Below are 24,621 nucleotides of genomic sequence, written 5' to 3'. Positions count from 1 at the left end.
GTTTGAATGATGAGACCTACAGTTTTATCAATATCATTGATATTTTTTGCGATCGTTATCATGCTTTTTGTGTGTCTTTTCTATATCATTTTATCGATATAAATTTGCTTTTTTTCGGGAACGTTCTCTTTTTGGCTGGGCGTGCATTTTTTAGGGGTTGAATGTGTAAATACGCGCACCCAGCTGAGTAAGCTCGAGGGGAAGACAAACCTACTCAGCGCTCTTGGGTTCGTTAGGTAAGTCCTTGTTCGTGAGTGACGAGTTATTAAGAGTTGTGCGAATCTAAGGCAAATGTTGTTAACGAAAGACCTATGGTGTCTTTTGCATTACGTAACCAATTCTAGAGACATTAATGATGGCAAATTCTGCTGAAACTTCCTTTAAGAAGGCACGCAGCTTAAAAATAGATACGTTTAGAGATGATTCACCGATGACTCTTCCTTCCCAAACGACGTCTAGTAGTGTTCTTTTCGTTACTAGCTCCCCTAAGTTTTTATGCAATAGTAAGAATAAGCGAAGCTCCCGACCTCCCAGCTTGTGAAATTCAAGTGAAGATTTTTCCCACTTATAGAGCCCTGTTAATGGGTCTAGCAAGCAACTTCCAACTTTGATTGTTTTATCAGTAATGATCATAATTCCTCCAGGTGTAAGGATAACAATGACTTGCGATTAATAAATTAAAATAAGATTAAAAATTTCTTTAATTTTCTCAGGTTTGTTTTCCACGTTTTTGTAAAGGAATGAGCGTTTTTTCATGAATGCTTGGCTGAATTTTGTTCAATGTGGGGGAGGTAGGGTTAATTAAGAATTAATTTATTGAGAATTAACTCCTTTATAGCTATTCGCACTGCTAAGTTAGTGATTCATTTGTAACTTATCTGTGAACTGTATGGGTGATTGATATGATGAATGTGCGAGTGCACAGTGCTGCTATGACAATGAGTCAAGGGGAGGAGGAAGAAAAGTTAAGCAAAAGTGAATTAAAAATTCTTAAGTTACTTTCAAGTTACCCTGAACAAGTGTTCACTCGTGATCAAATCATGCGCCAATGTTGGAGCGGAAAAGTTGTTACAGACAGTTCAGTGACGGTGGCTATTTTCAGTTTAAGAAAGAAATTTAAGCGTATCTCAGGTGCTTCAACTTCGGTGATCGTGACGCAGAAAAACGGCAATGGTGAAACGTGTTATTCCATTAATCCCGTGATTTCGATTGAGTTTATCGAACGATTGGCATCGAGCCAAATTGACACCGTGAACAAAGCGGGAGGTTGGCGAGAGCGGCTTACTCGTTACAGAGTAGAGATGGTGTTTTTCGGGGGACTTATTGTTGCCTCATTCGGTGTATATGAGCTTCATCTCCTGCGTTTTATTAGCCCAGAAAGAGTTAACCAATCATACATTCAAAACGGTCATAACACTAAAATTGTCCATTTATATCAAGTGCAAAAAAGATTGCTTTCCGACATCGAGGCGTTAGAGAACATAGCCACTTTTACCCAAGATGTGGGTAAACAAGCGGACCACGTAGTGTTTATTTTTGAGGAGAATGGGGAATATCGGGTTACCTGTGTTGGGCAAGGAGATACACGATTATTGAAAGTAAAAGAAGAGTCGTTAACCGAAGAAATCAGCAATTGCGGTCACACAAAATAAGAATAACAAAAAGGAAAGTAAGGGATGAAAAAAAAGATGTTTAGCACTGCCACCTGGGTGCCATACAAAGGGGGCGCTTTTCTCCAAGGATCACTTTTGGGGGGCACTACAGACTTAGAGCTGATAACGATGAAGAGTGAAGGTGGCCACGGAGCTTGGAGGTAAAGGATGGCACTGCAATTTACTCTTAAGGTGCACTCTCGTAAGCTAATTTACAATGAGAAAAGTGTTCAACTAACAAGTACAGAGCATAAAATCTTGACGGTGCTGATCGAGCAAGATGGAGAGAAGCTACCTAAAAGTGCTATTTTAGATAAGTGCTGGCCGGGGAAAGTGGTTACAGATAATTCAGTTGCTGTCGCGATTTCTGGTATTCGGAGGAAAGCTCGTTCAATTTCTTCAAACGGCGCGCCTATTATCTTTACAGAAAAGTGCTCTCGCGGTGCCACATGTTATAGGCTGACTCAAAATATTTCTAAGTGCTGTTTGGAAGAGCCAGAACTTGCCCCTGAAGAACAGCAGTATGCCCCGGATCTAAGGAGCACCGTTAAAGAGTGGCTGAATGGGCATCGTTTAGGCAGGGTTACTTTATTCGGTTTTTTTGTTTTACTCTTTGCTCTTGTTACTGGTGGCGTAGGGTGTGCAATTGCGACCATGAATTATTATACATATGTCAATAAAGTGGGCACTCATAGTGATTTTGTTTCTGATCTCGGTGAGGGCGTGCATTTTCATTTCGATGATGTAGAAAAAATCGTCGAAAAACATTTGGTCAATAGCTTAGGGCTACAACCGTTTTATACCGATATTGACAGGAAATTTAAATCTTACATCTATGTGCGAAAGCAAGAGTCAGACTATTATATCACATGTGTTTCAAACGATATAAAAACGTATCAAGTTGATGATCTAGATGATTTGCTAACTAAGGTTTTTATTTGTATGTAGTCGTTATTCATTAACCTTCTGTTCCTCATTTCCAATCAATATTGGAGATGGGGACCTTTTACAGCAAAATATTATCGAGTCAATATTTTTTAGTGTTAATTAATCAATTAAAACCCTGAGATTGAATTAATTAACAATTACTTAAATCAAATTAATTGTCTTTGTTTTTCCTAATTAGTTAGCGTTGCTATTATTTAGGGAGTTTAGATAATTCATGAACCATTCTTTTTTTTGGGCAACAATCGGACTTGCTTTTTTAATCCAACCAGCCTTAACGTATGCTGGTAGTATCAAATTAAGTGCACAAGCCGTCAATTTAATTCAAGATGACTTTGAACCTAGCCTAGTTCTCACAAATCAAACCGATACCCCCTATGTACTTCATGCTGAAGTGACCGCTTTAGATAAATCTCTCTCGGAGAACTTGATCGTCTCACCCTCTATACAAAAGCTGAATCCTGGCCAACACGCGGCGTTCAGAGTCTTACCAAGACAGGGGTATGAGCGTTTGAAACCGAACGAAGTATATGAACGTTTAGTCATTACTTCAGTTGCTGGTCGCAAGAAGGAAGAGAAGAGTACGGCCAACACTCGGCTTATGATCAATGTGGCTTATGATCTGCCGGTTATTTATCACGGAGAGTCGATTGAACAACACCCGTGGAAAAAGATACGCTTTGAAAATCGTGATGGTCAAAACTACATCGTTAATCACTCTGAATCCATTGTCAGAATCAAATCCGTGACTGATTCATCTGAACATCCGATAGCACCGTTCACAAATACGATTCTTAAACCTTTAGAAGCAAGAATCATTAAGCACGAAACGGACTATGTCCATTTAACACCAATTAATTATTTTGGCTATGTCCAAGACCCTACAGTGCTTTATCTAGCCATGGGGCAGTGAGCGTGTCAAAAACAACAAGTGCCGCTTTTTTGCTATACGGTGGGTGGGTGAGTTTCGTGTTTGCTAATGATATTGAATCCGAAAAGCAATCGAACGCAAGAGCTGCACCAGATGAGTATTATTTTGATGAAGCGGTTTTAAACAAGAAAGGGATCGATCTTAGCGTTATAAATGGGGAGACATACGATGTTGTAAAAAACGAATCGGTTTTCTTTGATATTTATTTAAATGGGAGAGAGACCGAGTCGGAGTGGGTTCCTTTTAAGGGGGGCGCTCTTTGCCTCCCAAACACGCTTTACACGATGACTTTAATTCTTCCTAGGGCACAGTCTTTGTCGTCGGCGGGGTGTGTAGAGATCACCGATAAAAAAGGCGGGGTTATTTTTGACATCCACACTCAACGCTTGGATATAGTAGCTCCAGAAGTTTCTATACAACGACTTTCTGATAAGTATGACTATGGAGTACCGGCACTGAGTACTAATTATTCTTTGTTCTATCGTAATCGACTTACTAGTAATCAAACTAGCTCTTCGGATGCGGCGTACTCTGGTAATTTTGATTCGTCATTACATGTTCAGGGGTGGCAAACAAGCAGTTATTTTAATGTTACGGATAACCAAGTTAAACATAGCAGAAGTTATGTGAGTAAAGACTTTGTGGATTATGGTTTGACTATGAAAGCAGGGCAGCTTACTGATGGGGCCGCCTTATTACCCGGATTTGCTTACGAGGGGATTGTTATAGGGGATAACCCTCTTGAACTTGATCAACGCTTGGTGGGTAAAGTTTATGGCCATAGTGATGGGCCCGCTACTGTAAAAGTGTTCCAAGATAACAAGCTGCTCTATGAAACGTTTGTTATGGGCGGAGAATTTGAATTTGAGCAAATTAATTTACTGAATCGCCATAGCGATCTGGTTCTGAAAATTGAAGAGCAAAATGGTCATATCGCTGAAAAGCGACACCCTGTGTTAACTAGTCACTCTGATTTAACTGATCTCATTTCGCCATTAGTACTATTAGATGGTTATCAGTTTTCATTGGGTAAAGTTGAACAGACAGAACTTATGTTTACTCGCTTAAAAGTTGATCAAGTTGGGACGGGTATTCGCTGGATAAATGACTTTAAAACAGAGGCTTCTGTATTTGAGAATGGCAATATAGGCATGGCCGTGTTTACCAATGCCGAAGGATTTTCCAACTGGTCATTTAATTCTCAGGTTGATAGTAGCTACCAAGCAAAAAAGCGAGCTTGGGGCTGGCGCTTGAAAGTGGGAACGACAGTTAAGACCGACAACGGTTTGGGATATGCTTATAACTATAACCGAACCCAAAAAGATTTTGTCGCACCACACAATGTTGAAAGCCAGCTTAGTGGCAACCGTTTAAAAGATTCTCATTCCATCGCCATCAGTTATGCAGACCAACGTTTTTTTCCTGGGAGCCTACGCGCTACTCTGACGCACCGAAATTATAAAGAGAGTCATGATGACTTTTATGTTTTATCTTATTCACGCCCTTTGTTTGATGGCACTGTAGCCATGAACTTTCGTGAAATGCTTGGTGAAGACAACAGTGAATTTTCACTGACGCTATCGCTCCCTCTATCTTTGAGTGATAGAGCGTTAGATTCTTATACAAGATACAGAGAAAAAGGAGCATCAAGTAGTTTATCTACCAGGGTGAGTACAGATATCGGCAACATAAATACTTCCCTTTCAACGGATTACAACAATCAGTCTCGCTATGTTTCGAAAACACTCTCTGCAAGAGGTACATCCTCCATTAGTTCTTGGTCGTTAAGTTATACCGATACAGATGACATCGACACCCTTTTTGCCACAGCGCAAGGGGGGATGGTGTTGCACTCAGAAGGGTATGCGATTTCCCCAACACCGCTAGGAGACACATTTTCCGTCGCAAAAATAACAGAGACGGGGTCTGGGCGGCGGGCGAAAGGGATTACCTTACTAGGGGAAGAGCAGTCTTCTCCAATTGGTGATAGCGTCAAATCGAATGTAGCGCCTTATCGTAAAAAACAAATTGGTATTGACTTAAAAAGTTTGCCATATGGCTATGAACCTGTTCAATCCTCCTTTTACTCAACCCCTGTTAGGGGGGCCGTTGTTTTTAGGGAACTGTCGTTAAAAAAGGTGTCTCGTGCAATGGTCACTATGTTGCCTAAAAAACGCTACATCGGCATGGTATTGAAGGACAAAAACTCTAACTATATGGGTGTCATTGATGCCTACAATCAGGTTATGTTGCAAGATGAATCCGGCCGTATGCCTGGTTATTCGTTATGGCTGGATGACGAAAAAGTGTGTGATGTTACGATCGATTGGACTGGTGTATTAGATGAGTCAAATTACTATCATGAGGTAACAGCTCGATGTTCAAACTCTACTTAGCCTGCGCACTGGTTGCCATAGGCGGCAACGTAAGTGCTAAGGAGCAATGCCAATTTCATATCGATAACAACGAACGCATTGAGGATATACAATTGGGGCACGAGCAGCCAATCTATCGAAGTTATACCTTTAACTTCATTGGATATTGTGAAGAAAACGAGATAATTGGTCTGCAAGCGACACATCTTATTCCAAATTACGCAACGAGTTCACACATCAGCTTTCGCCTTGAATGGGAGAGTGTGCTTTTAGATGGCTATCCGATCACTTTGCAGCCCCATGTTGTTAGGGAAGAACAGAAAGAGAATACTTTTTTTATTTATCGTGGAAGCAAACATGTTGGTGGGCGCCATATTCACGGGAAAGTCACTATTTTAATGAAGGGGGACTATTTGGGGGCAGGAAAAGAAGTATTGCAGTTGAATAGCAGATTGAGCTTAATAAAACGAAGCTTGCCTAAAGCAAAATAACATATTAAATCGATTAATTACTCCAATTTAAACAAGTGCTAAATTGTTATTAGCCATTAATTAGCAGATAATCAATGGCTTAACTGTCCAAAGTGTTAGATATTTATAATTAATTTTCGAACAATGAGTACACTATTTTAATAGTAAGCACCAGCATCACGATACATTACAAGGAAAGTTCGATCGCCATGTTATTAGAAGTTGGAAACTATGAGTTGAATCTGTTGAATGGACATTATTGGGTAAAGGGAGAGAGAGAGTCGGAGACGAGGAGGGCTTTAAATCCTGCGGAACTAAGAGTATTGAGTATTCTTATGAGAAATAAAGGAAATGTAGTCAAGGTTAGCGAAGTATCTAGCTTGATTTATAGGAATAGAATTGCAAGTGCTGCCTCAGTGGATATTACGATAAACACTCTTCGCCGATTCTTTAGAGATAGCAATTCGAAATTTCATATAGAAGCATACTGTAACTTAGGGTATAGGTTAAAAAAGAACATATAACCGTTTCTATTGATACCAGTAACCTCGAACTGATTTACAAATTAACGATTACTGCCCCTTAATTAATTCACCTTTAATTTGTTTATTGTCGTTTTTTTGCTGAATATAAAATTGCATCACCTTATGGTGCACGGCCAAAAATACGACCTTGGCAAGGTGAATAAGTGAATAGAAACAAGGATGAATACAGTGATACGTTTGACATACCTTAATTTAGCAATAGCATCAAGTTTGCTCATATCAGTAAACTCTTATGCTGCCGATTCCGACAGTTTATCTATAACCGCGAACATTACCCCAACTTCCTGTGACATTGTGGTCGACCAAGCGGCGATCACATTGCCTTCAATCGCAACGTCTCATTTAAACGATGTCGGTGCAGTGGCAGCGAGCGATTACACCGGGTATTCCGTTTCCGGGCAAACATTTACCATAACTTGTGGCGCCGAAGCGCATATTGGCTTCACGGTGACCGATGGTAACGCGGTAACAGACTCGGATGCTCCTTTAGGAGCGCTTGGCTTGGGGCTCGGTATTAACTCTGGGGATGGCCAACAGGATCAAGACATTGGTTACTACCTACTTAATATCAGCGATGGTCAAGTCGATGATACCCCTGTCACAGGAAGCTTCCAATCTCGCGAAAGCTCTTCCGGTACCTATAGTGACGAAAGTGGGAGTGTATTAACGGGCGCGACACAGTATACCTACTCAGATGTCGTTACCACTCCAGCGACTAAACTATCGTTTAAATTGACACCAGAGGTCTACTTTTGGGGTAAAGATAAATTAGATGTTAGTGAAACCCATACCATCAATGGTAGTTACACTGTCACTGCGGTATTTTAACCATTAGGAGAATTAAAAATGCAGGTAAAATTTTCAATCGCACTTTTAATGGCTAGTGCAGCGGTAACATCAAGCGCTTTTGCCGCAGATAATGTTGGCGCTTCCATTACTGGAACGGTATCCCCTTCAGCATGTAATTTAGAGTTATCTACTCATACTTTAGACTTTGGTGACATTAGCTATGACGATGTCAAAAGTATTGATGCTGCTCGTGAAAGCGAGCCTTCATCAACGGGTCTAAGGGTTTCTGGATTTTCTAAAAGCGCATCGCCAATCACTATCACGTACAACTGTGGCGTAGATACTTCTATTACTGCTGTTTTTGAAGATGCTATTGCATCAAATGCAGATGACCATTCAGCGAATAACATTTTTGGCTCTGAGGTTACCAATGGCTTTACAATGCGAGACTCGGATAACAATGCCATAGGGATTGTAAGGTTCGGTAGTAGCGATGCCCTTCCGTCAACAGATAATCTTGGAAACGAAGGCACTTCAACATCGTTGAGAAACTTTAACAAGGCCAGCTCTTCATCAACACAAGGTTCCAAAATGGGACCTATTGCAATGGTCGCAGATACCGATGAGGTGTGGACGTTGGAACCCTTGCTATACCTCAATGTTAATGCGCTTGATCCAAGTAAAGAAGTAGCCATTACTGGGACAGTAGATATGAGGCTAGAGTTTTAACCTTACTCATTTAAGCGACGCTTTATGGTACATGTCATGGTAAGCGTTGCGTTCAATGCATAACTAGACGTATACAGACCTAAAATATTTCAGGTCTGTATATATCGAAGGTTGTTGAATGATAGAAAAACTTCATTCATTGCAGGAGCTGCGAACGCATGGCTACAGGTTCGCAATGGATGACTTTGGTAGTGGTTACGCGGGTTTAAGTATGCCTCGAACTTTGCCCTTGATTATATAAAGATTTACAACGAGTTTGTGGGTCATATTCAGCAGCAAGGGAATGGTCGAGACTTCTCAACCGCTGTCTTCAGATTAATGAATCAGTTTGGATTACCCACTGGGCTAGAGGGTGTTGAGGTTCTTGATTAATTAATAACCACATGTAACTAATCATTAATAAAGAGCTTCAATAACAATGACTATAAACCAAGAAGTCTATGTACCTGTCGGTGCAGAACTTATCTCAACGACAGACTTAAACGGTCGAATTACCTACGTCAATAATATATTTTGTGAAATAGCAGGCTTTACTAAAGAGGAGTTATTAGGCCAGCATCATAATATCGTTCGACACAAAGATATGCCAAAAGCAGCGTTCGCTGATTTGTGGTCACATTTAAAACAAGGTGAAGTTTGGCGAGGAGCCGTAAAAAACCGCACTAAAGATGGTGGCTATTACTGGGTAGACGCCTTTGTCTGTCCTATATATGAGAATGGTGATCATGTTGGTTACCAATCTGTACGTATACACTTAGAAAATCAATATAAAAAACGCGCTATTGAGGTTTACGAGAAACTAAACCAAAACCCTTCACTCAACGTTCAAGTAGGTCGGTTTCAGAATCTAAAATTGGCATCTGGTTTGCTGGCTGGCGCAGCATTTACTTACCTTGCTTTTGCAAGCTCCCCTCTATTCAATCTTGCGACACCAGCGTTTTTGCTCTTGCTCTACTATCGTGAGTTGGTATCAAATCCATCAGAGCAGAAGCAGCGCGCTAATGACTACGATAGCATCTCTCGCCTTGTTTTCAGTACCAACAGAGACAACGCCACCGACTATCACTTAAAAATTGAACATGGACGAGTCCGTACTATCTTAGGTCGCGTAATAGACCGAGGGCTGTCCATTCGCTCCAGTGCTGAAGAGGTTAATAAATCTTCAGCGCAATCTCAGTCTAATATCGCACGTGAAACACAAGAGCTAGAGGCCGTCTCAGTGGCCATCGAAGAGATGACCCAAACGATTCAAGATGTCGCCAAGAACTGCGTTCAGACATCTGAACAGGTTAAAATCGCTGAGTCTCACTGTCAGGAAGCATTGTCTTCCATTGGCATCACTCGTCAGAAAGTAGAAACGATGACGCAAGAAGTAGAGCAATCGACACTGGTGGCTTCCAAGGTTGTTAGTGAATCTGAACAGATAAATGCCATTATCTCTGAGGTTCAAGGGATTGCAGAACAAACCAACCTACTCGCGCTTAACGCAGCAATAGAAGCAGCCAGAGCTGGTAGTGCCGGTCGAGGCTTTGCTGTCGTTGCTGATGAGGTTCGTGCTTTGAGTATTCGTACTCACGATGCTACCGAACACATTCAAAAGACGATTGGACGTATACAGGCCTCTTTGCATGAACTTCAAAACAAAATGATTGCAAATCAAAACGTAAGCCAAGTATGTGCGCAAGAGACGAAACACTCAGAGACAAAAGTCGTTGCGATGTCTAATTCATTAAGTGAGATCTCTGATATCGCACTGCAAACAGCAACCGCAGCCGAGCAACAAGGGGCGGTTGCCGAAGATATCAGCACCAACGCCATGAGCATTAATGACGCATCTCGGAGCAATCTCGCCCAAGCTGAAGCACTGTCAACACTATCTCACGAACTTACAGTATCTGCGGATAACCTAAATGGGCTCGCTTTATCGTTTAGCAATCGATAGTCATCAATACACGGTTAGATAGAAGAAGAGCGCTAATCGAATTAGCGCTCTTTTTGTTAAATATAGATCCGACTGTACATCGCTTGCACGCCTTCAACCGATGTAGCGGTAAAGACTATATTTATCACGATTGTGCGCCTGTGCCTAAGGATGTCTTGATTGTTAATATCGTAACAAATTAAATCCCCATTAATTCAGCGAAATTAATTTTAATCATTAGCTTCTTGTAATTATGTTAGGCAAAGAAAATATCATATTTACAATATTGCAAAGGTTAGTCGAATGCTGGATAAGTTTTCACCAAATTTTAGACGCAAAATGGTCGCTCTTACATTGGCTATGCTCCCATCTATTTCAATTGCATGTACAGGTATAAAACTGATGGCGAATGATGGAAGTGTCGTTTACGGAAGAACTATGGAGTGGGGTGCCTTCGATTTAAATTCTCGAGTCGCCATTATCCCAAGGAATGTCGCTTTCCAGGGAACAACGCCTGACGGAAAAAATGGGAAAAAGTGGGTATCGAAATACGGCGTTGTTGGGCTCGATCTGTTAGAAAAAAACACCATTGCAGATGGCATGAACGAAGTGGGTTTAACAGCCGGGCTGTTTTATCATCCAGGCTTCGCCCAGTATCCAGACTATGAACCGAGTAATCAAGAAAACACCATTACAGGTATAGACTTAGTTCATTATGTTCTGACTCAATTCTCAACGGTCAAGGAAGCGGTGAATGCGCTGTCTGATATTCAAGTCGTTGCTGTAATCGAGAAGTCGATTGGTATTCCCGTCGAGGCCCATTTCATTATTACAGAACCGTCAGGAGCCTCTGCCGTTATCGAGTTTAATCAAGGTGAAATGAAAGTTTTTGATAACAAACTTGGTGTTATCACTAATGCTCCAAACTATGACTGGCACCTAACGAATTTACGAAACTATATCAACCTTTCTCCGGTCGCTTTGCCTAATAAGGCGCTGAATGGTGAAGATTTTGCTCCCCTGGGGGGAGGGAGTGGAATGATTGGTTTGCCAGGCGACTTTACTCCACCTTCGCGCTTTGTCCGTGCTGTTGCGTTTTCTCAGAATGCCCGCCCAACAGAAACATCAAGTGAAACCGTCTATGAGTTATTTCGAATCCTCGATGGTTTTAATTTAGGTGCCGGTGCGGCTGAAGGGAGCGGCTTGGGGAACGCAGACACTGAATCACTAAGATCAGCGACGTTATGGACGACAGCATCGGATATGCAAAACAAAGTCTTTTATTACCACACTCAACATAACAGACGAGTACGCTCCATTTCTCTCGCAAGCATCGACTTCTCAACAATGGGGCCTTCGATTCTACACCTGCCTTTAGACAAACAGAAACGGCAAGATATTGTCGATCTAACGCCATTGCTCAATCGTGATTCATAACGTCTCACGAATGATTACGTCAAAGTGACTGAGTCATTGTAAGCGTAAATCTAACGACGCTATCCCGTTTTGCTGTTGTATGAATTACAGCGGCAAAACTCATTTGTCCAAATACCTCATTAAAGTAAAGTTTAAATAAGACGGGCTATTCGATGAATATTTTAATTGACAATGATCGCCATGAAGATGCCGAACAATACATTACTTTTTTATCAAAAGTTCAATCTATTCATGAGGCATTTTACAATATAAAAGAACATATTGATGAAAATGTTTCATTAAAAATTGGAGGTATAGAAGACCTTGAGAAAGCCGATATCATTTTTATTAATGGAACGTCAGATCGAGACCGAACTTGTGCCCATTGTAGAGAGATAAAGTCAAGGTCTGAAGTCATCCTCATTGTCATTGCCAACAAACCAAGTGATCGCTATATCCTTGATGTTATTAAGAGTGGAGCAAACGAAGTGTTTCACTCTGACACAAGTTCAGAATTGATCAGTACTCAAACTAAATCTTTGTATCAAATTAAGAACAGAACGGCTAGAAAGAAAGTCGTTATCAATGAGTACGCCAGAAGCATTTACTTTGATGGCAAGACGGTCAATCTAAGTGAGTCCGAGTTTGAGTTATTCCTCCCTTTTTCAACGAACATAAACAGCATCATATCCAGGAAAGAGCTTTGTTTAGCCTTGAGAAATATTGAGTATGAAAAAAGCAATCGTTCGATTGATATGAGAGTCTCTCGCTTAAGATCTAAGCTCTCTTTTTTAAAGCAGGCCGGATTAGAAATAAAGACCATAAGGAACTTGGGTTACACGATGGTTGAGTACCGCTAATTTATGAGCACTTTGTACCGCACCTTAACGTTTTCCATGGGGCTTCTTTTTATTATGTGGGTCCATGGTTTTAACGCATGCTTTTTGTGTCATTACGCAAATGCCTCAAGTTACCCAATTTCCGACAATGTTTTATATAATATTCCACACTCATTATGTTCTACCGAAGAAGATGTTGACACCAAGTTTCTTCCGTTAGTCAAGGTTAGGAGTCAGAATAGCTCATGGCTTGCAATCTCAGTTTATGATGATGGTTATAAAGCCGTAGAAAAAACCACCCTAAACGATTTTGAAAAAAATCGACTGGTGATGCTATTTCAAAAATCAGATTCAAATTATTGTTTAAAGGCAGTATTAGATAACCCAACCGGACAGCGTGATGACTCATTCGGTTACAGCATCGCAATCAGTGACTCAGGGGCCCAGCTAGCAATAGGCAGCCCGAGAGCAACACACATAGTTAAGCGCCACTCTCGATACAAGACAAAAATAGATGAAAACGACGTAGCACCAGGGGCCGTATTTGTATATGAACTATCCGATAATAAATGGTGGTTTCAACATCAAATAAAGTCCACTCACCAGGGGTATCTTGATTATTTTGGTGCGGCAATCTCATTTGCTACAGATAGTACCACATTAGCGATAGGTGCCCCTTGGAAAGCTGAGGTCGTTCATACCATGACAGAGGATGTGGTGTATCCCTTTGTTGGTGAGTTATATATATTTCAGTTCAACAAAGAACGTTGGATTGAGACACAAACGATTTCGCCGAAAGAAACGGTCAGTGGTACTAATTTTGCAAACCGAATTCGGTTCGATGAAACAAACAACCTCCTTTTCGTGTCAGATTCACCTAACATTACCACTAATCATGCGATCCGTGAGCATGCATTCCGCTATGAATCTGGTCGGTGGAAGCTTATTCGTGTCAACGAAATTTCTCGTAATAGAAACTAGCGATGTAAGCAATTGGTGGTGTAATTGCTCTAGTGTTAATTATCAACTATGGTGAAAGCATGGATATGCAACTAATGACACCAGATAAACGACTATGGCGCAAGACACTGCCAATCCAATGGAATCCCTGTTTCAATGGCGATGGGATGTTCACAGTAATGAATTTAAGTACGATGAAGAAGCTTTTTCTTTGTTGTTTCAATATGAACGCCCCATAAAACATGCTCATGATATTCTTACTTATTTCACATCAGAACAAGTGACAGCGGTTCAAAATGCAATTGCAAAGGCACGTAGGAATCAAGAACCCCAACGCGTAATATGTACAATGCGTATGCGCCAACACTCTTCTGTGCTCGGTGAGTTTGTGGTCGACAAGGTTGAAAAAGAGAGCCTTTCTGGTTACTTCCAGCCCTTAATTATCATTCCCAGTGGTGATGAGCTCGCCAGTCTTTTTCTTCGTTTTTTTGATAACGCCTCTCAGGGGATCGTAATTACTGACAATACGACTCGAATATTGGCATGCAATACTCATTTTGAAAGACAAACTGGCTTCTTACGACGTGATATATTAGGTTTAAAAGTCAGCTTATTGAGCACAAGCAAACATTCACCACTATTTTATGCATCTTTATGGGCAGAGTTGAATCAACATGGGTTTTGGTCTGGTACTCTCTTCGCTAAAAAATCGAATGGAATGATATTTCCACAAGAATTAACAGTTCAAAAACTCACCATAACAAGCGGAGAGTCGTTCTTCTTTGCCATGACAACGGACCTGTCTCAAGATCTAGCCCGTCTCGATGAAAACATTAACGACGGTTATGAGCTTTTAACCCTATTACCAAGTAAAGAGAAATTCTTGTTCCAGTTAGAGGCTCTATTTGAAAGCAATAGAGAAGCAAGCGTTGCCATTCTTGCATTCTCTCCCGAGTTAAGTGTCGCTCATCGACTACACGAAAAGAAAATCATTGCCCAAGCACTCGAGAGAAACCCTCATGTGGTCATGTCTGGCTATTTAGGGGAGGGGATCTTCTCTGTTTGTATTGAGGTTGAAACACGTAACACTACTGAACGAACGAAGAAGCTGAAAAGCTTAATAAAAGATTTACTTAAAGAGCTTAAATTCCATTTGGGGGAGTATACCTACCAAAGGTTACTTAACACTAGAGTAGGGGGGTCGGTGCTAGGTATGGATGCAGCATGCCCAAACCAGTGTCTTGAGCACGCATTAGAAGCACTCAAAGAACCGCTACCCAACGATAACTCACTATTTAATTTTTACAGTAAGAAAAAGAGTGTAGATAAAGAGCTTGGCAAAGCGTTTGAAGAATGGTTGAAAACGATTGTAGATCAGCAGTTGTTATCGGTTCATTACTTGCCCACCATTGACGCAAATACCGGCAGGATTTCGGCCTTTGAAGCCATCTGTACTTTTCCTCAATATAAAGGGCAAGAGGTCATTCTTGAAGAGGTGATTACGTTACTAGAGGAGCTCAACCTCATTGTTGATGTATACCTGTTTTGCAATCGACTCGCTTTGGTAGATTACAAACAAATCCAACAGATATTCGGTGACGATGTTCAGTTGATTTTGTGTTTTTCAACAGAATACGAGCGTTATACAAACGTGTTGCTCGATGAACTAATCAAATGGCAAGAAATTGATTTGATTGATTTAAATAACATTTTAATCCGAGTTAACGAGAAAGCTGTTCTTGAATCAAATACATCCCAAGCAATAAAACTGGATACCGTTCGGCATTCAGGAGGGTATGTTCTAATCGATGAAATTGGCTTTGGTTATTCATCCGTTAGCTTCCTAAAGGCAAATCATTTCGATTACATAAAATTACATCACTGGCTCGTTCACGATTTAGAACAATGTGATGTATGTGAACAAGTTTTGAATCACCTAGTAGGTCTCTGTCAAACGCTCAAGGTGCAAATTGTTGCTGAAGGATTATCGAGCCAGTTTGAAGTATTGGCTTTAAAAAATTTGGGGGTACAGTATATGCAAGGTCCGATATTCTCAGAGCCTCTCTGTCTCGAACAGCTCTCTTGGGCCATGCAGTTTAACCATCTTTTTAGACATGATGAATGAGTTCATCATTCTCAAAGCGGTATGCATGGTGTAAAGCTTACTCATTTAAGCACCGATTTAACTAGAACCGATGGTGACGACGCTTGATTCTCTATTCAAGAAAGTAATCATTCCCCGTTATCTCGGTTAACCAATCTCGAACCCGATAAAGAGAAACAAATATTGCTGGTTGTGAAACGGTAACATTGGGGAATTGAACATCTCCCCAGGCATACCCATGATTAACGCCAACCAGTTCATTTCTATGATTATAAGTGCCACCTCCAGACATGCCAGACATAAGAACACCTGTAGTTGCCGACATTTGACAAGGCCCTCTATTAATCGCAACGATCTCCCCGACATAGCTGCCTTTACCTGTCGATAATGGCAGCCCTATTGGGTAGCCGACATGCGTAACTAATTGACCTTCATACACTTTACCCACTTCAGTGTATGAGGTGCCTTGACTACGGATCAGAGCGATATCACAGGTAGGGTGATAGTACACTTCATCCTTTGTCATGGATAATATGAGCTTGTTGTGGGCAGCTGTGACAATCCATTCACTATCGAGTCTAGCGGTAGTACCCTCTAGGCTCGCAAATAAAGGGATACCAACAAATATTTTTTCATTGCTCACCTCAATACCGTGGTCGATCTCGGTGTTTATATTCGGGATACCATTTGCGCACCCTGTTAAGGTCATCACCAACCAAATTACACAATATCTCAGCACTGACTTACAGCCTTAAGAGTCTCACTTCTTCTAAGGAACTCTATCAGTGCAACTGTCTATAACGAGTTATTGGTTACATTGTAACAATAGCACTTACACCCAAAGTGCATATTAAATAAATTATGTTAAATAAACTGCGTGTAAAATCTAAAGGCCCCACCTTATGCAGGGCTCATGTTATTTTTGGTTGACCTTTTCAGAGATGAACTGGACGATTTCATCGTACATCTCAGAGGGTAGCCGGCTCAATTCTATCTTCAGCCCGCGTTTATCACTGCTACGAGAAACCTTGGCGTATTGGTTCTTATCTTCAAACTTCGCAATCGACTCGGTTTTCCAAGAGACTTTCGCGACTTGTTTCGCAAGCTTAGCTTCAATCGCTGCGAGTACGAGCTTCTGTTTGTCTTCCACGTTCTCAGCATCATCAAGGTTAACCTTAAGTGAGTTGATAAAGCGCGAAACGGAAGTGTTTTCTTTCACTAGTTGCTTTTCAGCTTTAGCAAGCTTGGCATAGTAACCGTTTGGGATACCTTCACAATCAGGGAAGACCTCGATCATGCGTGGGTCAATCGCTGCTGCACTGAAGCGCTTTCGACACGTTTCGCGGCCAATGTTGAGATGTGCGGCAAGCTCATCAACCTTAGTGAAACCTTGCGCTTGCATAATGCTTGCGTACTCCGCACCCAGCTCTCGGTAAGACAAGCGTTTCACCGACTGAGTCGTACCTATGAAAGCGATAAGGTCAGCTTGCTCTATCTCTCCTTCAATCACCCACAAAGGTAGATCTTTTTTAGCATGAAGACAGGTGAAACGTCGGCGCGAGCTGTCGAGCAACTGATAAGTGCCCTGCTCGTCTTTGGTGGCGACACCTTCCGTATGTACGCCCTCTTCTTGAATGCTCGGTAAAATATCGCGCACGGAGTCTAACGTGAGCGATTCTTGGCAACGTGGGTTAAGTGGGTGAATCGCCGTTTTACTTTCAAGCTCATCGGCTTTGACAATGACTCGCTCGGCCGTTGCAGTTTTACCACTGGCAAAGGTGAAGACTTTCTTCGGGCTCTCAGACTTTGCACGTTTTCCCAGCTGATTGCCTTGGTTAAACCCGGTGCGCTTATCTTGTGGTCGTAACATGTTATAGCCCCTTCGCTGCTAGTTGCTTGATTTCGGTGATGAACTGGTGATAGACGGCGTTGACAGATGTCATCGCTAAATCAAACTGTTTACCACTGCAGATTTGCTCCGATTTGCGGATATCCAGTACGGTTCGATTACTTTCTGCTGCTGCGACAAACGCTTCAGAGTGGCGAATAGCAGTAGACAGCAAATGCCCTTGCGCTGCGCGCAGTAGCTTGTCGAAGACTTTCACTTCATGAGCGCTCTTTTCATCAAAGTTTACCGGAAGAAGCTTCGCCCATTTGAGATTTTCCCCCTGGGACGGCAGCGCTCTGAACGTGCCTGGCATGGTCGCCATGTAGTTACTGGTAGACGCAAAATCGAACTCTCGCGGCGTGACAGGAATAAGCACAGCATCAGCTGCCTCATTCACGGCCCATAGAATTGGTGAGTTCTGAGGTGGCGTATCAATGAAGATCAGGTCGTATTCTTCTTTCAGCACCGGAAGGATTTTTTCACGCAGCACACTCACCAACTGTTGTTGGCCGGCTTCATCTTGTCCCCAGTAGCTGTCAACAAAACGTTCGTCTGACGGGAAAGCTGGAATCACATCAAGGTTTGGTAGGTGGGTCTTGAATGGAATCGCTTTAACCAGTTCGTCATAGCTAAAGTCGTTAAGGTACTGAGAAAAGTCGCCTTCAGGCTCTAAGTCAGCCAGCGCAATGTCGACAGCTGTCATGTACACCGACTCATCATCGGCTTGATGGATGAGGTTTTGGCCCGTTGAACCTTGCGGGTCTAAATCGATCACCAAGCAACGCGCATTGAGGTTAAGGTCTAGAGCTGCAGCTGTCGCTAAGGTAACTGTCGTTGTCGATTTACCGGTGCCACCTTTATGGTTCTCGACTACCACCGTTGTTGGTTCGAAGCGCTGGTTGTACTTTGGAAAGTCCATAAAATCCATCATGCTTGCCACATCAAAGCGATTATAAAGATGGGTGCGGCCTTGAATGATAGGCGCACCAATCACGCCCTGTTCTGTCGCTTCATCGATTCGAGTATTGAACGTCACACGCGATAGACCAAACAACTCTTGAAGCTCTTTTTTCTTCAATGAATGGTTGTAGATCAAGCGGTCAACACTGCCTTCAATTTCAGTGTCTGTTACTTTGATCTGCATGCGTTCTTTAATCACAGCCTTGAGATCGGCTTGCTCTTGCTGCATGCGTTCGCATACGCGTTCCAATGAATCGATGATGGTGGTCATGAAGTATCCTTCGTGCTTAAATCGCCTATAGGCATTATAGGGTACTAAAAATAAAAATTAAACCGTTTAAAAGCGAAAACCAACAAAAAAGGTTTAATCTCAACAAATAAGGTATATAGGCGTTATAGTCGTTTCATGCACCAGAGTGAGTGGCCACTGAAATTCGCAAACTTACCCCTTCAAGGTCAGAATGACTGACCACATCGCCACAAGAAAAATCGACTAAATATTCAATAAAAAACACAGTCACGATAATTAGTCACATGATGACGATGAAAATCTCCGTGCATATAAATTAGAATAATTACTCGACAAATTTGGTTTAAAATTCACCCAACCATTAAAAATTAATTAATTATTAATAACTTACACCAAAAACAAAGACTCTCACATGTTAACTAATATTGTTGTTTTATTGCAAAAAATCACACAGACAAACATTCACAGAATAAATACCTTGGACTTTCAAGCCAATGTTTTATAGCTAAATAGCTCATTGATAAAATGCAGTTTTGATTTTTAATAGATAAAAAGTGAATAAAAATACGCTCAAAAAAAAGGAATAGAGCAGATGCATTACACAACGTTAAAAGTAAAAGGCTTGGTGAAGCTGTCAACCATTGCAGTGGCAACAACATGCACGATGTTTTCATATGCCAGCCCGATAAACGGGTTCGATGAATCTAACCTACCAACAAAATACATCGTGAAGTTTAAAGAACAGGCAGCGTCGCCCTCGGCTTTAAGTAACAACACCCTCTTCGAGCCACGCATAACAAAAGAAGCCGTCTTGGATCAGCTTAAGGCACAAAAAGTCGAAAAATTAGGTCGTAGCGATATTTACAGTGTCGAAATCGAAGAATCTAAATTGGGGGAACTACGCGACCGCAGTGATGTTGAGTATGTAGAAGTCGACCCACCGCGTTATCTATTAAGTGAAACCGTACCTTGGGGTTATGAGGCAGTCAATGCTCAACTTCTTGATGACTCAAACGCAGGTAACCGCACGGTTTGTATCATCGACTCAGGTTACGACTTAGCACACGGTGACCTCAACGGTAACTCGGTATCAGGTACCAATGATAGCGGAACAGGTTCTTGGAGCGTACCCGGTAACAACAATGCTCACGGTACTCACGTTGCGGGGACAATTGCTGCCATTACCAACACTGAGGGTGTTAAAGGAATAATGCCCAACCAAAATGTGAACTTACATATTGTTAAAGTGTTTAATGAGCAGGGTTGGGGGTATTCTTCGAGCTTGGTGCGGGCCATTCAAACTTGTGCCGATAACGGTGCAGACGTCGTCAACATGAGCTTAGGGGGCAGCCAGTCCAGCGTTACCGAAAGAAATGCTCTACAGAATATTTACAATCAGGGCGTTCTACTGATCGCAGCTGCGGGCAACGATGGCAATACAGCACACAGTTATCCTGCATCCTATGGTTCTGTGATGTCAGTTGCGGCTGTCGATAACAATAACGACCATGCGGCCTTTTCTCAAGCAACCAATCAAGTAGACATTGCAGCGCCAGGTGTCGCGGTGTTATCAACCGTTACCTTGGGTGAAGGTAAACTGTCGGACATCGTACTGAACGGTGATAGTCAGTTTTCCCGTGGTGTCGTACCACATAATCGATTAGTTCAGAATGGTGATCGATACGCTCCTGACCCAGTTGCAGGTTCAATTACTGCAGAACTGGCTAGCTGTGACGTCACTGGCAATAGCTTTAATTGCGGAGATATGACAGGCAAGATATGTCTCGTAGAGCGTATTGGTAACCAATCTTCTGGCAACTATCCTGAAATAGACGCTGTGCAAGCCTGTTATGAGGCAGGGGCTAGTGCCACCATTGTGTACAGTAATAATGAATTGCCGGGATTGCAGAACCCATTCTTAGTCGACCAAAATAACACGGCACGCATGGTGTCAGTAACTGTGGACCGTACTTTTGGCCAAGAGTTGTTAGGTTATGTAGGCCAAAACATCACTGTTTCAACCACAGAAAACGAAGACTACGAGTATTACAATGGTACCTCAATGGCCACACCGCACGTGACAGGCGTTGCCGGCCTTGTATGGAGCTTCCATCCAACATGTACTGCAGCGCAAGTTCGCAACGCACTGACCAAGTCAGCTACAGACATTGATGTTGTCGGCCGCGACAATCGTACCGGTTTTGGCCTAATTAATGCTGAAGCGGCCAAACAATACCTAGATGCTGGCTGTGACGGCCCAGAAGGTTCCGATGGTGCTGACACAGCAACCTACACCAACTCAAATGCGGTGCCTATTCCGGACAACAACCCGACAGGCGCAGTAAGTTCATTGGATGTTGATCGCTCCGGTGATGCTGGTTCAGTCGTTATCGAGCTAAACATCTCACATACTTACATTGGCGACCTGCGAGTGACATTAACGTCGCCAAATGGTAGACAGGTCGTACTGCATAACAACGAAGGTGGCAGTGCTGATGATATCATCACAAGCTTTCAAGCCAACTTCTCAGGTGTGGAGTCACAAGGAACTTGGCAACTGAGAGTGGTGGATAGTGCGAGTAGAGACGTGGGTACCATCAACAGTTGGACGCTTACTTTTCAATAAGGAGTAGTTATGAAAACGACGGGCTTACTTTCACTTCCAATCGTTGGCATGTGTGTGTTGGCAATGTGGTTAAGTACGAACAGCTTTGCTAACAATCAAGGTTTCCCTCTTTTAGATAAAAGGGCAGAGCATATTGCACAGCAGCCACTACGCTATTTCGTTAAGTATCAGAAAGGGAAAGAGAGCGAAGTCATCGCACTCCTTCGCAAGCATGATATTGAAGTGGTCGATGTTCTAGTGGACCAACATGTTTTAGTCGTGATCGGTGAGCAAGCAGAAATAAGCACCCTTATTGATAACAACGCCATCGAGTATACGGAGCAAGAACCGATAAGAACGTTGCTTTCAAAATAAAATAACGCCCCCTTTATGTGGGGCGTTCATTCTATAGTCCGTAAGACTAAAAATTAATAACCAAGCAGTGAAAAGAAACATTACTGTAACCAAAACAAATCGCTTTATGTCTACAAAGGTTTTGTTCTTAAACTCGTTCCGCTACCGTTCTACTCAACTCAAATAGCCGACAAGCAGAGATTCGTAACCGTTCGGCCATTTCAAAAATGAAAAATGTACCCTGCTCCAGCATCAAAATTTTATCGAACAGATAAGCCGGCCTAAAAACAAAGGCTTTGATCGATACCAAATTGGAGTAACCACCCATGAAATTGAAAAACCTGGCCTTATCGAGTTTGCTTCTACTAAACTCTCAAGCCGCTTTAAGTTATGACACAAATAGTTGGATGGAAGACCTGTTCAATAATTCCAAACAAACAACACCACTCAACAAAATCGTTATCCCCGGAAGTCATGATAGTGGCGCCTACGATGCAAAAAAGTACAGAGAAGTGGAAAGTGGAGTCCCATATCCTTTAAATCATTTAAGGAATTGGTCGCAAACTCAAACCCTAAACATTCAAGAGCAATTAAACGCTGGAACGCGATTTCTCGACTTTAGGATTTATGAACGCAAAGGTGAATACTATTTTTCTCACTCACTGATTTATGGGAAAGTGAGTGACATGATGAATCAAGTCACTCGCTTTCTAGATAGGAACAGTGGAGAGATAGTGATCATTCACTCTCGGTTCGTGCATAATGAAAATAGCACCAATAACTTTTACCAAGACTTATGTGCGAATCCAGACATTTCAAAACACCTCATCAACAATACTTTGCGTCCAACATCGACATACGAAGATCTCATCAGTGCGGGCAATCTAATAATAATCCCAAGCGAGAAAGTGAATACGTGCAACGACCATTTATGGCCAAACCATCGCATAGAAAGTTTCTATAATGAAAAAGTTTATCAACGCCCAAACAAAATTGGGGAATGGATAGCATCAGAACTGGCAAAAAAACAGAGCAAGAACAAAAAACGACTGTACGTTGAGCAGCACATTGTGACGCCCACGGACAAAATCATTCTCAATGGCGTAGTAGAAGATTTCGCACGTACAGCTGTATGTAAGCTCACTATAGGCTTGTACTGTAAAAACGTAACCGGCTTTTCCAAAACTTTACAACAATATGACAGTAAAACAGCCAAACGTAACTCGAAAGGCTGGCTATACAACCATTATCATCACGGAATACAATCTAACATCGTACTTCGGGATTTCGTAAACTCAAAAATAAACAGAACCCTGATTAACCTCAATTTAAACAACACCGATCTCATGGTTCGCGGGATAGCCGAGAAAGATGACTCATTCGGGAAAGTACTGTCTACTGGTGACTACAACGGAGACGGTATCGATGACTTGCTGGTTGGTTACCCTAATGAAGACATCAATAACAATGAAGACGCCGGTGCAGTTTCGGTGATCTACGGAGGAGATTCTCTGCCGTCGAAAGGATTAACGATGTTGAACGCTCGCGGCTTACATCAAGACATGAGCGGGTTGTCAGATATCAGAGCCGAAGGTGGAGACCAATTTGGCTACTCGATAGCGAGTGGTGACTTTAATAATGATGGCATAGATGATGTTGCGATTGGCTCCCCCAATGAAGACATCGGCAGTCGCCCCAATGTTGGTATCGTTACTGTTATATATGGTAGTGCAACAGGCCTAGTTACGGACGACTATCAACTCATCAAAGAAGCCAATATCAATACTGGCAACGAAGAGCGTGAAGACAAGTTTGGCTTTGCGTTAGCCAGTCACGACTTTGATGGCGATGGTTATGCAGATTTGGCTATCGGTGCACCTTATGAAGATATAGGTAATCAAACCAACGCTGGCGTGGTCTACATTAGTTATGGCTCAATTAATGGCCTAAGCAAAACTCGAACGGATAGGTTGCACCAAAATAGCCCTGGTTTTAGAAGAAAAACGGCGGAAAAAGATGACCGATTTGGTTACGAACTGGCCGCTGGTGACTTTAATGGGGATGGGTTAGGCGATCTCGCAATCGGCGTGCCATTTGAAGACTTAGGCAGCGGGGATAATGAAGGTCAGGTCGTTGTATTGGCAGGTTCACGTCAAGGATTAAGCACTCTCGGGTATCGCACTTATCACGGTGACATGAATGGTTTCCCTGGTACTGCGGAAAGGCATGACCACTTTGGCTACACGCTCGCAACCGGTGACTTTAACAGTGATGGCTATGATGAGCTGATCATCGGTGTACCTTATGAAGACTTGAGCTCCGGAGGCAATAACAATGATGGCAATGTATTTGTGCTAAGTGGTGATAGCAACGGCCCATCAAGAAACCGTATTCTAGAAATACACCAAAATAAACCTGGTGTGAGTGGCTCAGCTGAGAAAGACGATAAATTTGGGTACGCATTGAGTACAGGAGATTTTGATGGTGATGGGTATACAGACCTTGCTGTAGGCTCCCCAACTGAAGACTTAGCCGGACAGAATAATGCAGGCAAAGTCGATGTATTCTTTGGCTCGGGCAATGGCCTGGTCATAAATAGTAGCCGCAGTTATCACCAAAATGTCACCAACATTACAGGCGATATCGAAAAAGACGATAGATTTGGGTACAGCTTAGCTGCTGGAGACTTTGACAACGATGGTAAAGACGATCTTGTGATCGGTGTGCCATACGAAGACTTAGCCAGTGGTGGTAATGACAATGATGGTACCGTTCATGTTTTATACGGCGATAGTAATGGTGACTTAAAGAGAAGAGAACAAGAAATTCGACAAGGCACTCAATAGCACAACGGCCCCTCTTTAGGCTAGAGGGGCCAGACCTTTCAA

General features: G+C 42.2%; 20 protein-coding genes. 16 read left to right on the top strand and 4 right to left on the bottom strand.

The features are described from left to right. Nucleotides 1–309: 309 nt before the first annotated feature. Complete coding sequence (locus tag KI743_RS22210) at nt 310–633, bottom strand: helix-turn-helix domain-containing protein (protein ID WP_285468258.1); 324 nt, start codon at nt 631–633, stop codon at nt 310–312. Nucleotides 634–902: 269 nt separating this feature from the next. On the opposite strand from KI743_RS22210, the gene KI743_RS22205 reads away from it, so the two are divergent. From KI743_RS22205 to KI743_RS22150, 13 genes are all read left to right on the top strand, one after another. Further along, on the top strand, nt 903–1,652 hold the full coding sequence (locus KI743_RS22205; RefSeq protein ID WP_285468256.1) for a winged helix-turn-helix domain-containing protein: 750 nt from the start codon (nt 903–905) through the stop codon (nt 1,650–1,652). 168 nt (nt 1,653–1,820) lie between these two features. Then, the gene (locus KI743_RS22200) at nt 1,821–2,600 is read left to right on the top strand and encodes a winged helix-turn-helix domain-containing protein (RefSeq protein ID WP_285468254.1); all 780 of its coding nucleotides are present in this window, start codon (nt 1,821–1,823) and stop codon (nt 2,598–2,600) included. Between the two features lie 214 nt (nt 2,601–2,814). Then, a complete protein-coding gene (locus KI743_RS22195) occupies nt 2,815–3,510 on the top strand; it encodes a molecular chaperone (protein ID WP_285468251.1) in 696 nt (231 codons plus the stop codon). Between the two features lie 2 nt (nt 3,511–3,512). Next, nucleotides 3,513–5,924, top strand: coding sequence for a fimbria/pilus outer membrane usher protein (locus KI743_RS22190; protein WP_285468249.1), 2,412 nt, complete (start codon nt 3,513–3,515; stop codon nt 5,922–5,924). Then, entirely contained in the window at nt 5,906–6,394 is a 489-nt protein-coding gene (locus KI743_RS22185) for a hypothetical protein (protein ID WP_285468247.1), read from the top strand. The genes KI743_RS22190 and KI743_RS22185 overlap by 19 nt, the downstream gene beginning before the upstream one ends. Before the next feature lie 188 nt (nt 6,395–6,582). Further along, nucleotides 6,583–6,897, top strand: a complete 315-nt coding sequence (locus tag KI743_RS24670; RefSeq protein ID WP_373417851.1) for a helix-turn-helix domain-containing protein — start codon at nt 6,583–6,585, stop codon at nt 6,895–6,897. A gap of 180 nt (nt 6,898–7,077) precedes the next feature. Beyond that, nucleotides 7,078–7,746 carry a hypothetical protein gene (locus KI743_RS22180; RefSeq protein WP_285468246.1) on the top strand — a complete coding sequence of 223 codons (669 nt, stop codon included), beginning with the start codon at nt 7,078–7,080 and terminating at the stop codon, nt 7,744–7,746. Nucleotides 7,747–7,764: 18 nt separating this feature from the next. Then, nucleotides 7,765–8,436, top strand: a complete 672-nt coding sequence (locus KI743_RS22175; RefSeq protein WP_285468244.1) for a hypothetical protein — start codon at nt 7,765–7,767, stop codon at nt 8,434–8,436. A gap of 418 nt (nt 8,437–8,854) precedes the next feature. Then, nucleotides 8,855–10,378, top strand: a complete 1,524-nt coding sequence (locus KI743_RS22170) for a PAS domain-containing methyl-accepting chemotaxis protein (RefSeq protein WP_285468242.1) — start codon at nt 8,855–8,857, stop codon at nt 10,376–10,378. A 282-nt stretch (nt 10,379–10,660) separates the two neighbouring features. Then, nucleotides 10,661–11,794, top strand: coding sequence for a choloylglycine hydrolase family protein (locus KI743_RS22165; protein WP_285468240.1), 1,134 nt, complete (start codon nt 10,661–10,663; stop codon nt 11,792–11,794). A gap of 152 nt (nt 11,795–11,946) precedes the next feature. Then, nucleotides 11,947–12,633: a winged helix-turn-helix domain-containing protein gene (locus KI743_RS22160; RefSeq protein WP_285468238.1), complete on the top strand. Its 687-nt coding sequence runs from the start codon at nt 11,947–11,949 to the stop codon at nt 12,631–12,633. A 3-nt stretch (nt 12,634–12,636) separates the two neighbouring features. Further along, nucleotides 12,637–13,593, top strand: coding sequence for a hypothetical protein (locus tag KI743_RS22155; protein ID WP_285468236.1), 957 nt, complete (start codon nt 12,637–12,639; stop codon nt 13,591–13,593). Between the two features lie 94 nt (nt 13,594–13,687). Continuing rightward, complete coding sequence (locus KI743_RS22150; protein WP_285468234.1) at nt 13,688–15,697, top strand: EAL domain-containing protein; 2,010 nt, start codon at nt 13,688–13,690, stop codon at nt 15,695–15,697. Between the two features lie 91 nt (nt 15,698–15,788). On the opposite strand, the gene KI743_RS22145 is transcribed toward KI743_RS22150, so the two are convergent. From KI743_RS22145 to KI743_RS22135, 3 genes are all read right to left on the bottom strand, one after another. Then, nucleotides 15,789–16,385, bottom strand: coding sequence for a hypothetical protein (locus KI743_RS22145; protein ID WP_285468232.1), 597 nt, complete (start codon nt 16,383–16,385; stop codon nt 15,789–15,791). A gap of 207 nt (nt 16,386–16,592) precedes the next feature. Next, entirely contained in the window at nt 16,593–17,546 is a 954-nt protein-coding gene (locus KI743_RS22140; protein ID WP_285468230.1) for a ParB family protein, read from the bottom strand. Nucleotide 17,547: 1 nt separating this feature from the next. Then, nucleotides 17,548–18,795, bottom strand: a complete 1,248-nt coding sequence (locus KI743_RS22135) for a ParA family protein (RefSeq protein WP_285468228.1) — start codon at nt 18,793–18,795, stop codon at nt 17,548–17,550. 571 nt (nt 18,796–19,366) lie between these two features. Between KI743_RS22135 and KI743_RS22130 the strand changes: the two genes are divergently transcribed. The 3 genes from KI743_RS22130 (at nt 19,367) to KI743_RS22120 (ending at nt 24,579) form a co-directional block, all read left to right on the top strand. Then, complete coding sequence (locus tag KI743_RS22130; protein WP_285468227.1) at nt 19,367–21,400, top strand: S8 family serine peptidase; 2,034 nt, start codon at nt 19,367–19,369, stop codon at nt 21,398–21,400. A 9-nt stretch (nt 21,401–21,409) separates the two neighbouring features. Further along, on the top strand, nt 21,410–21,754 hold the full coding sequence (locus KI743_RS22125) for an ATPase (RefSeq protein WP_285468225.1): 345 nt from the start codon (nt 21,410–21,412) through the stop codon (nt 21,752–21,754). A gap of 305 nt (nt 21,755–22,059) precedes the next feature. Next, a complete protein-coding gene (locus KI743_RS22120) occupies nt 22,060–24,579 on the top strand; it encodes an FG-GAP-like repeat-containing protein (RefSeq protein WP_285468223.1) in 2,520 nt (839 codons plus the stop codon). The last annotated feature ends 42 nt before the right edge of the window (nt 24,580–24,621 follow it).

Origin of the sequence: Vibrio sp. D420a (assembly GCF_030248625.1) — a bacterium.
In the GTDB taxonomy this organism is placed as follows: Bacteria; Pseudomonadota; Gammaproteobacteria; order Enterobacterales; family Vibrionaceae; genus Vibrio; species Vibrio fortis_A.
Note: the sequence above shows the minus strand (reverse complement) of the source record. Positions and strands in the feature narration are given on the sequence as shown.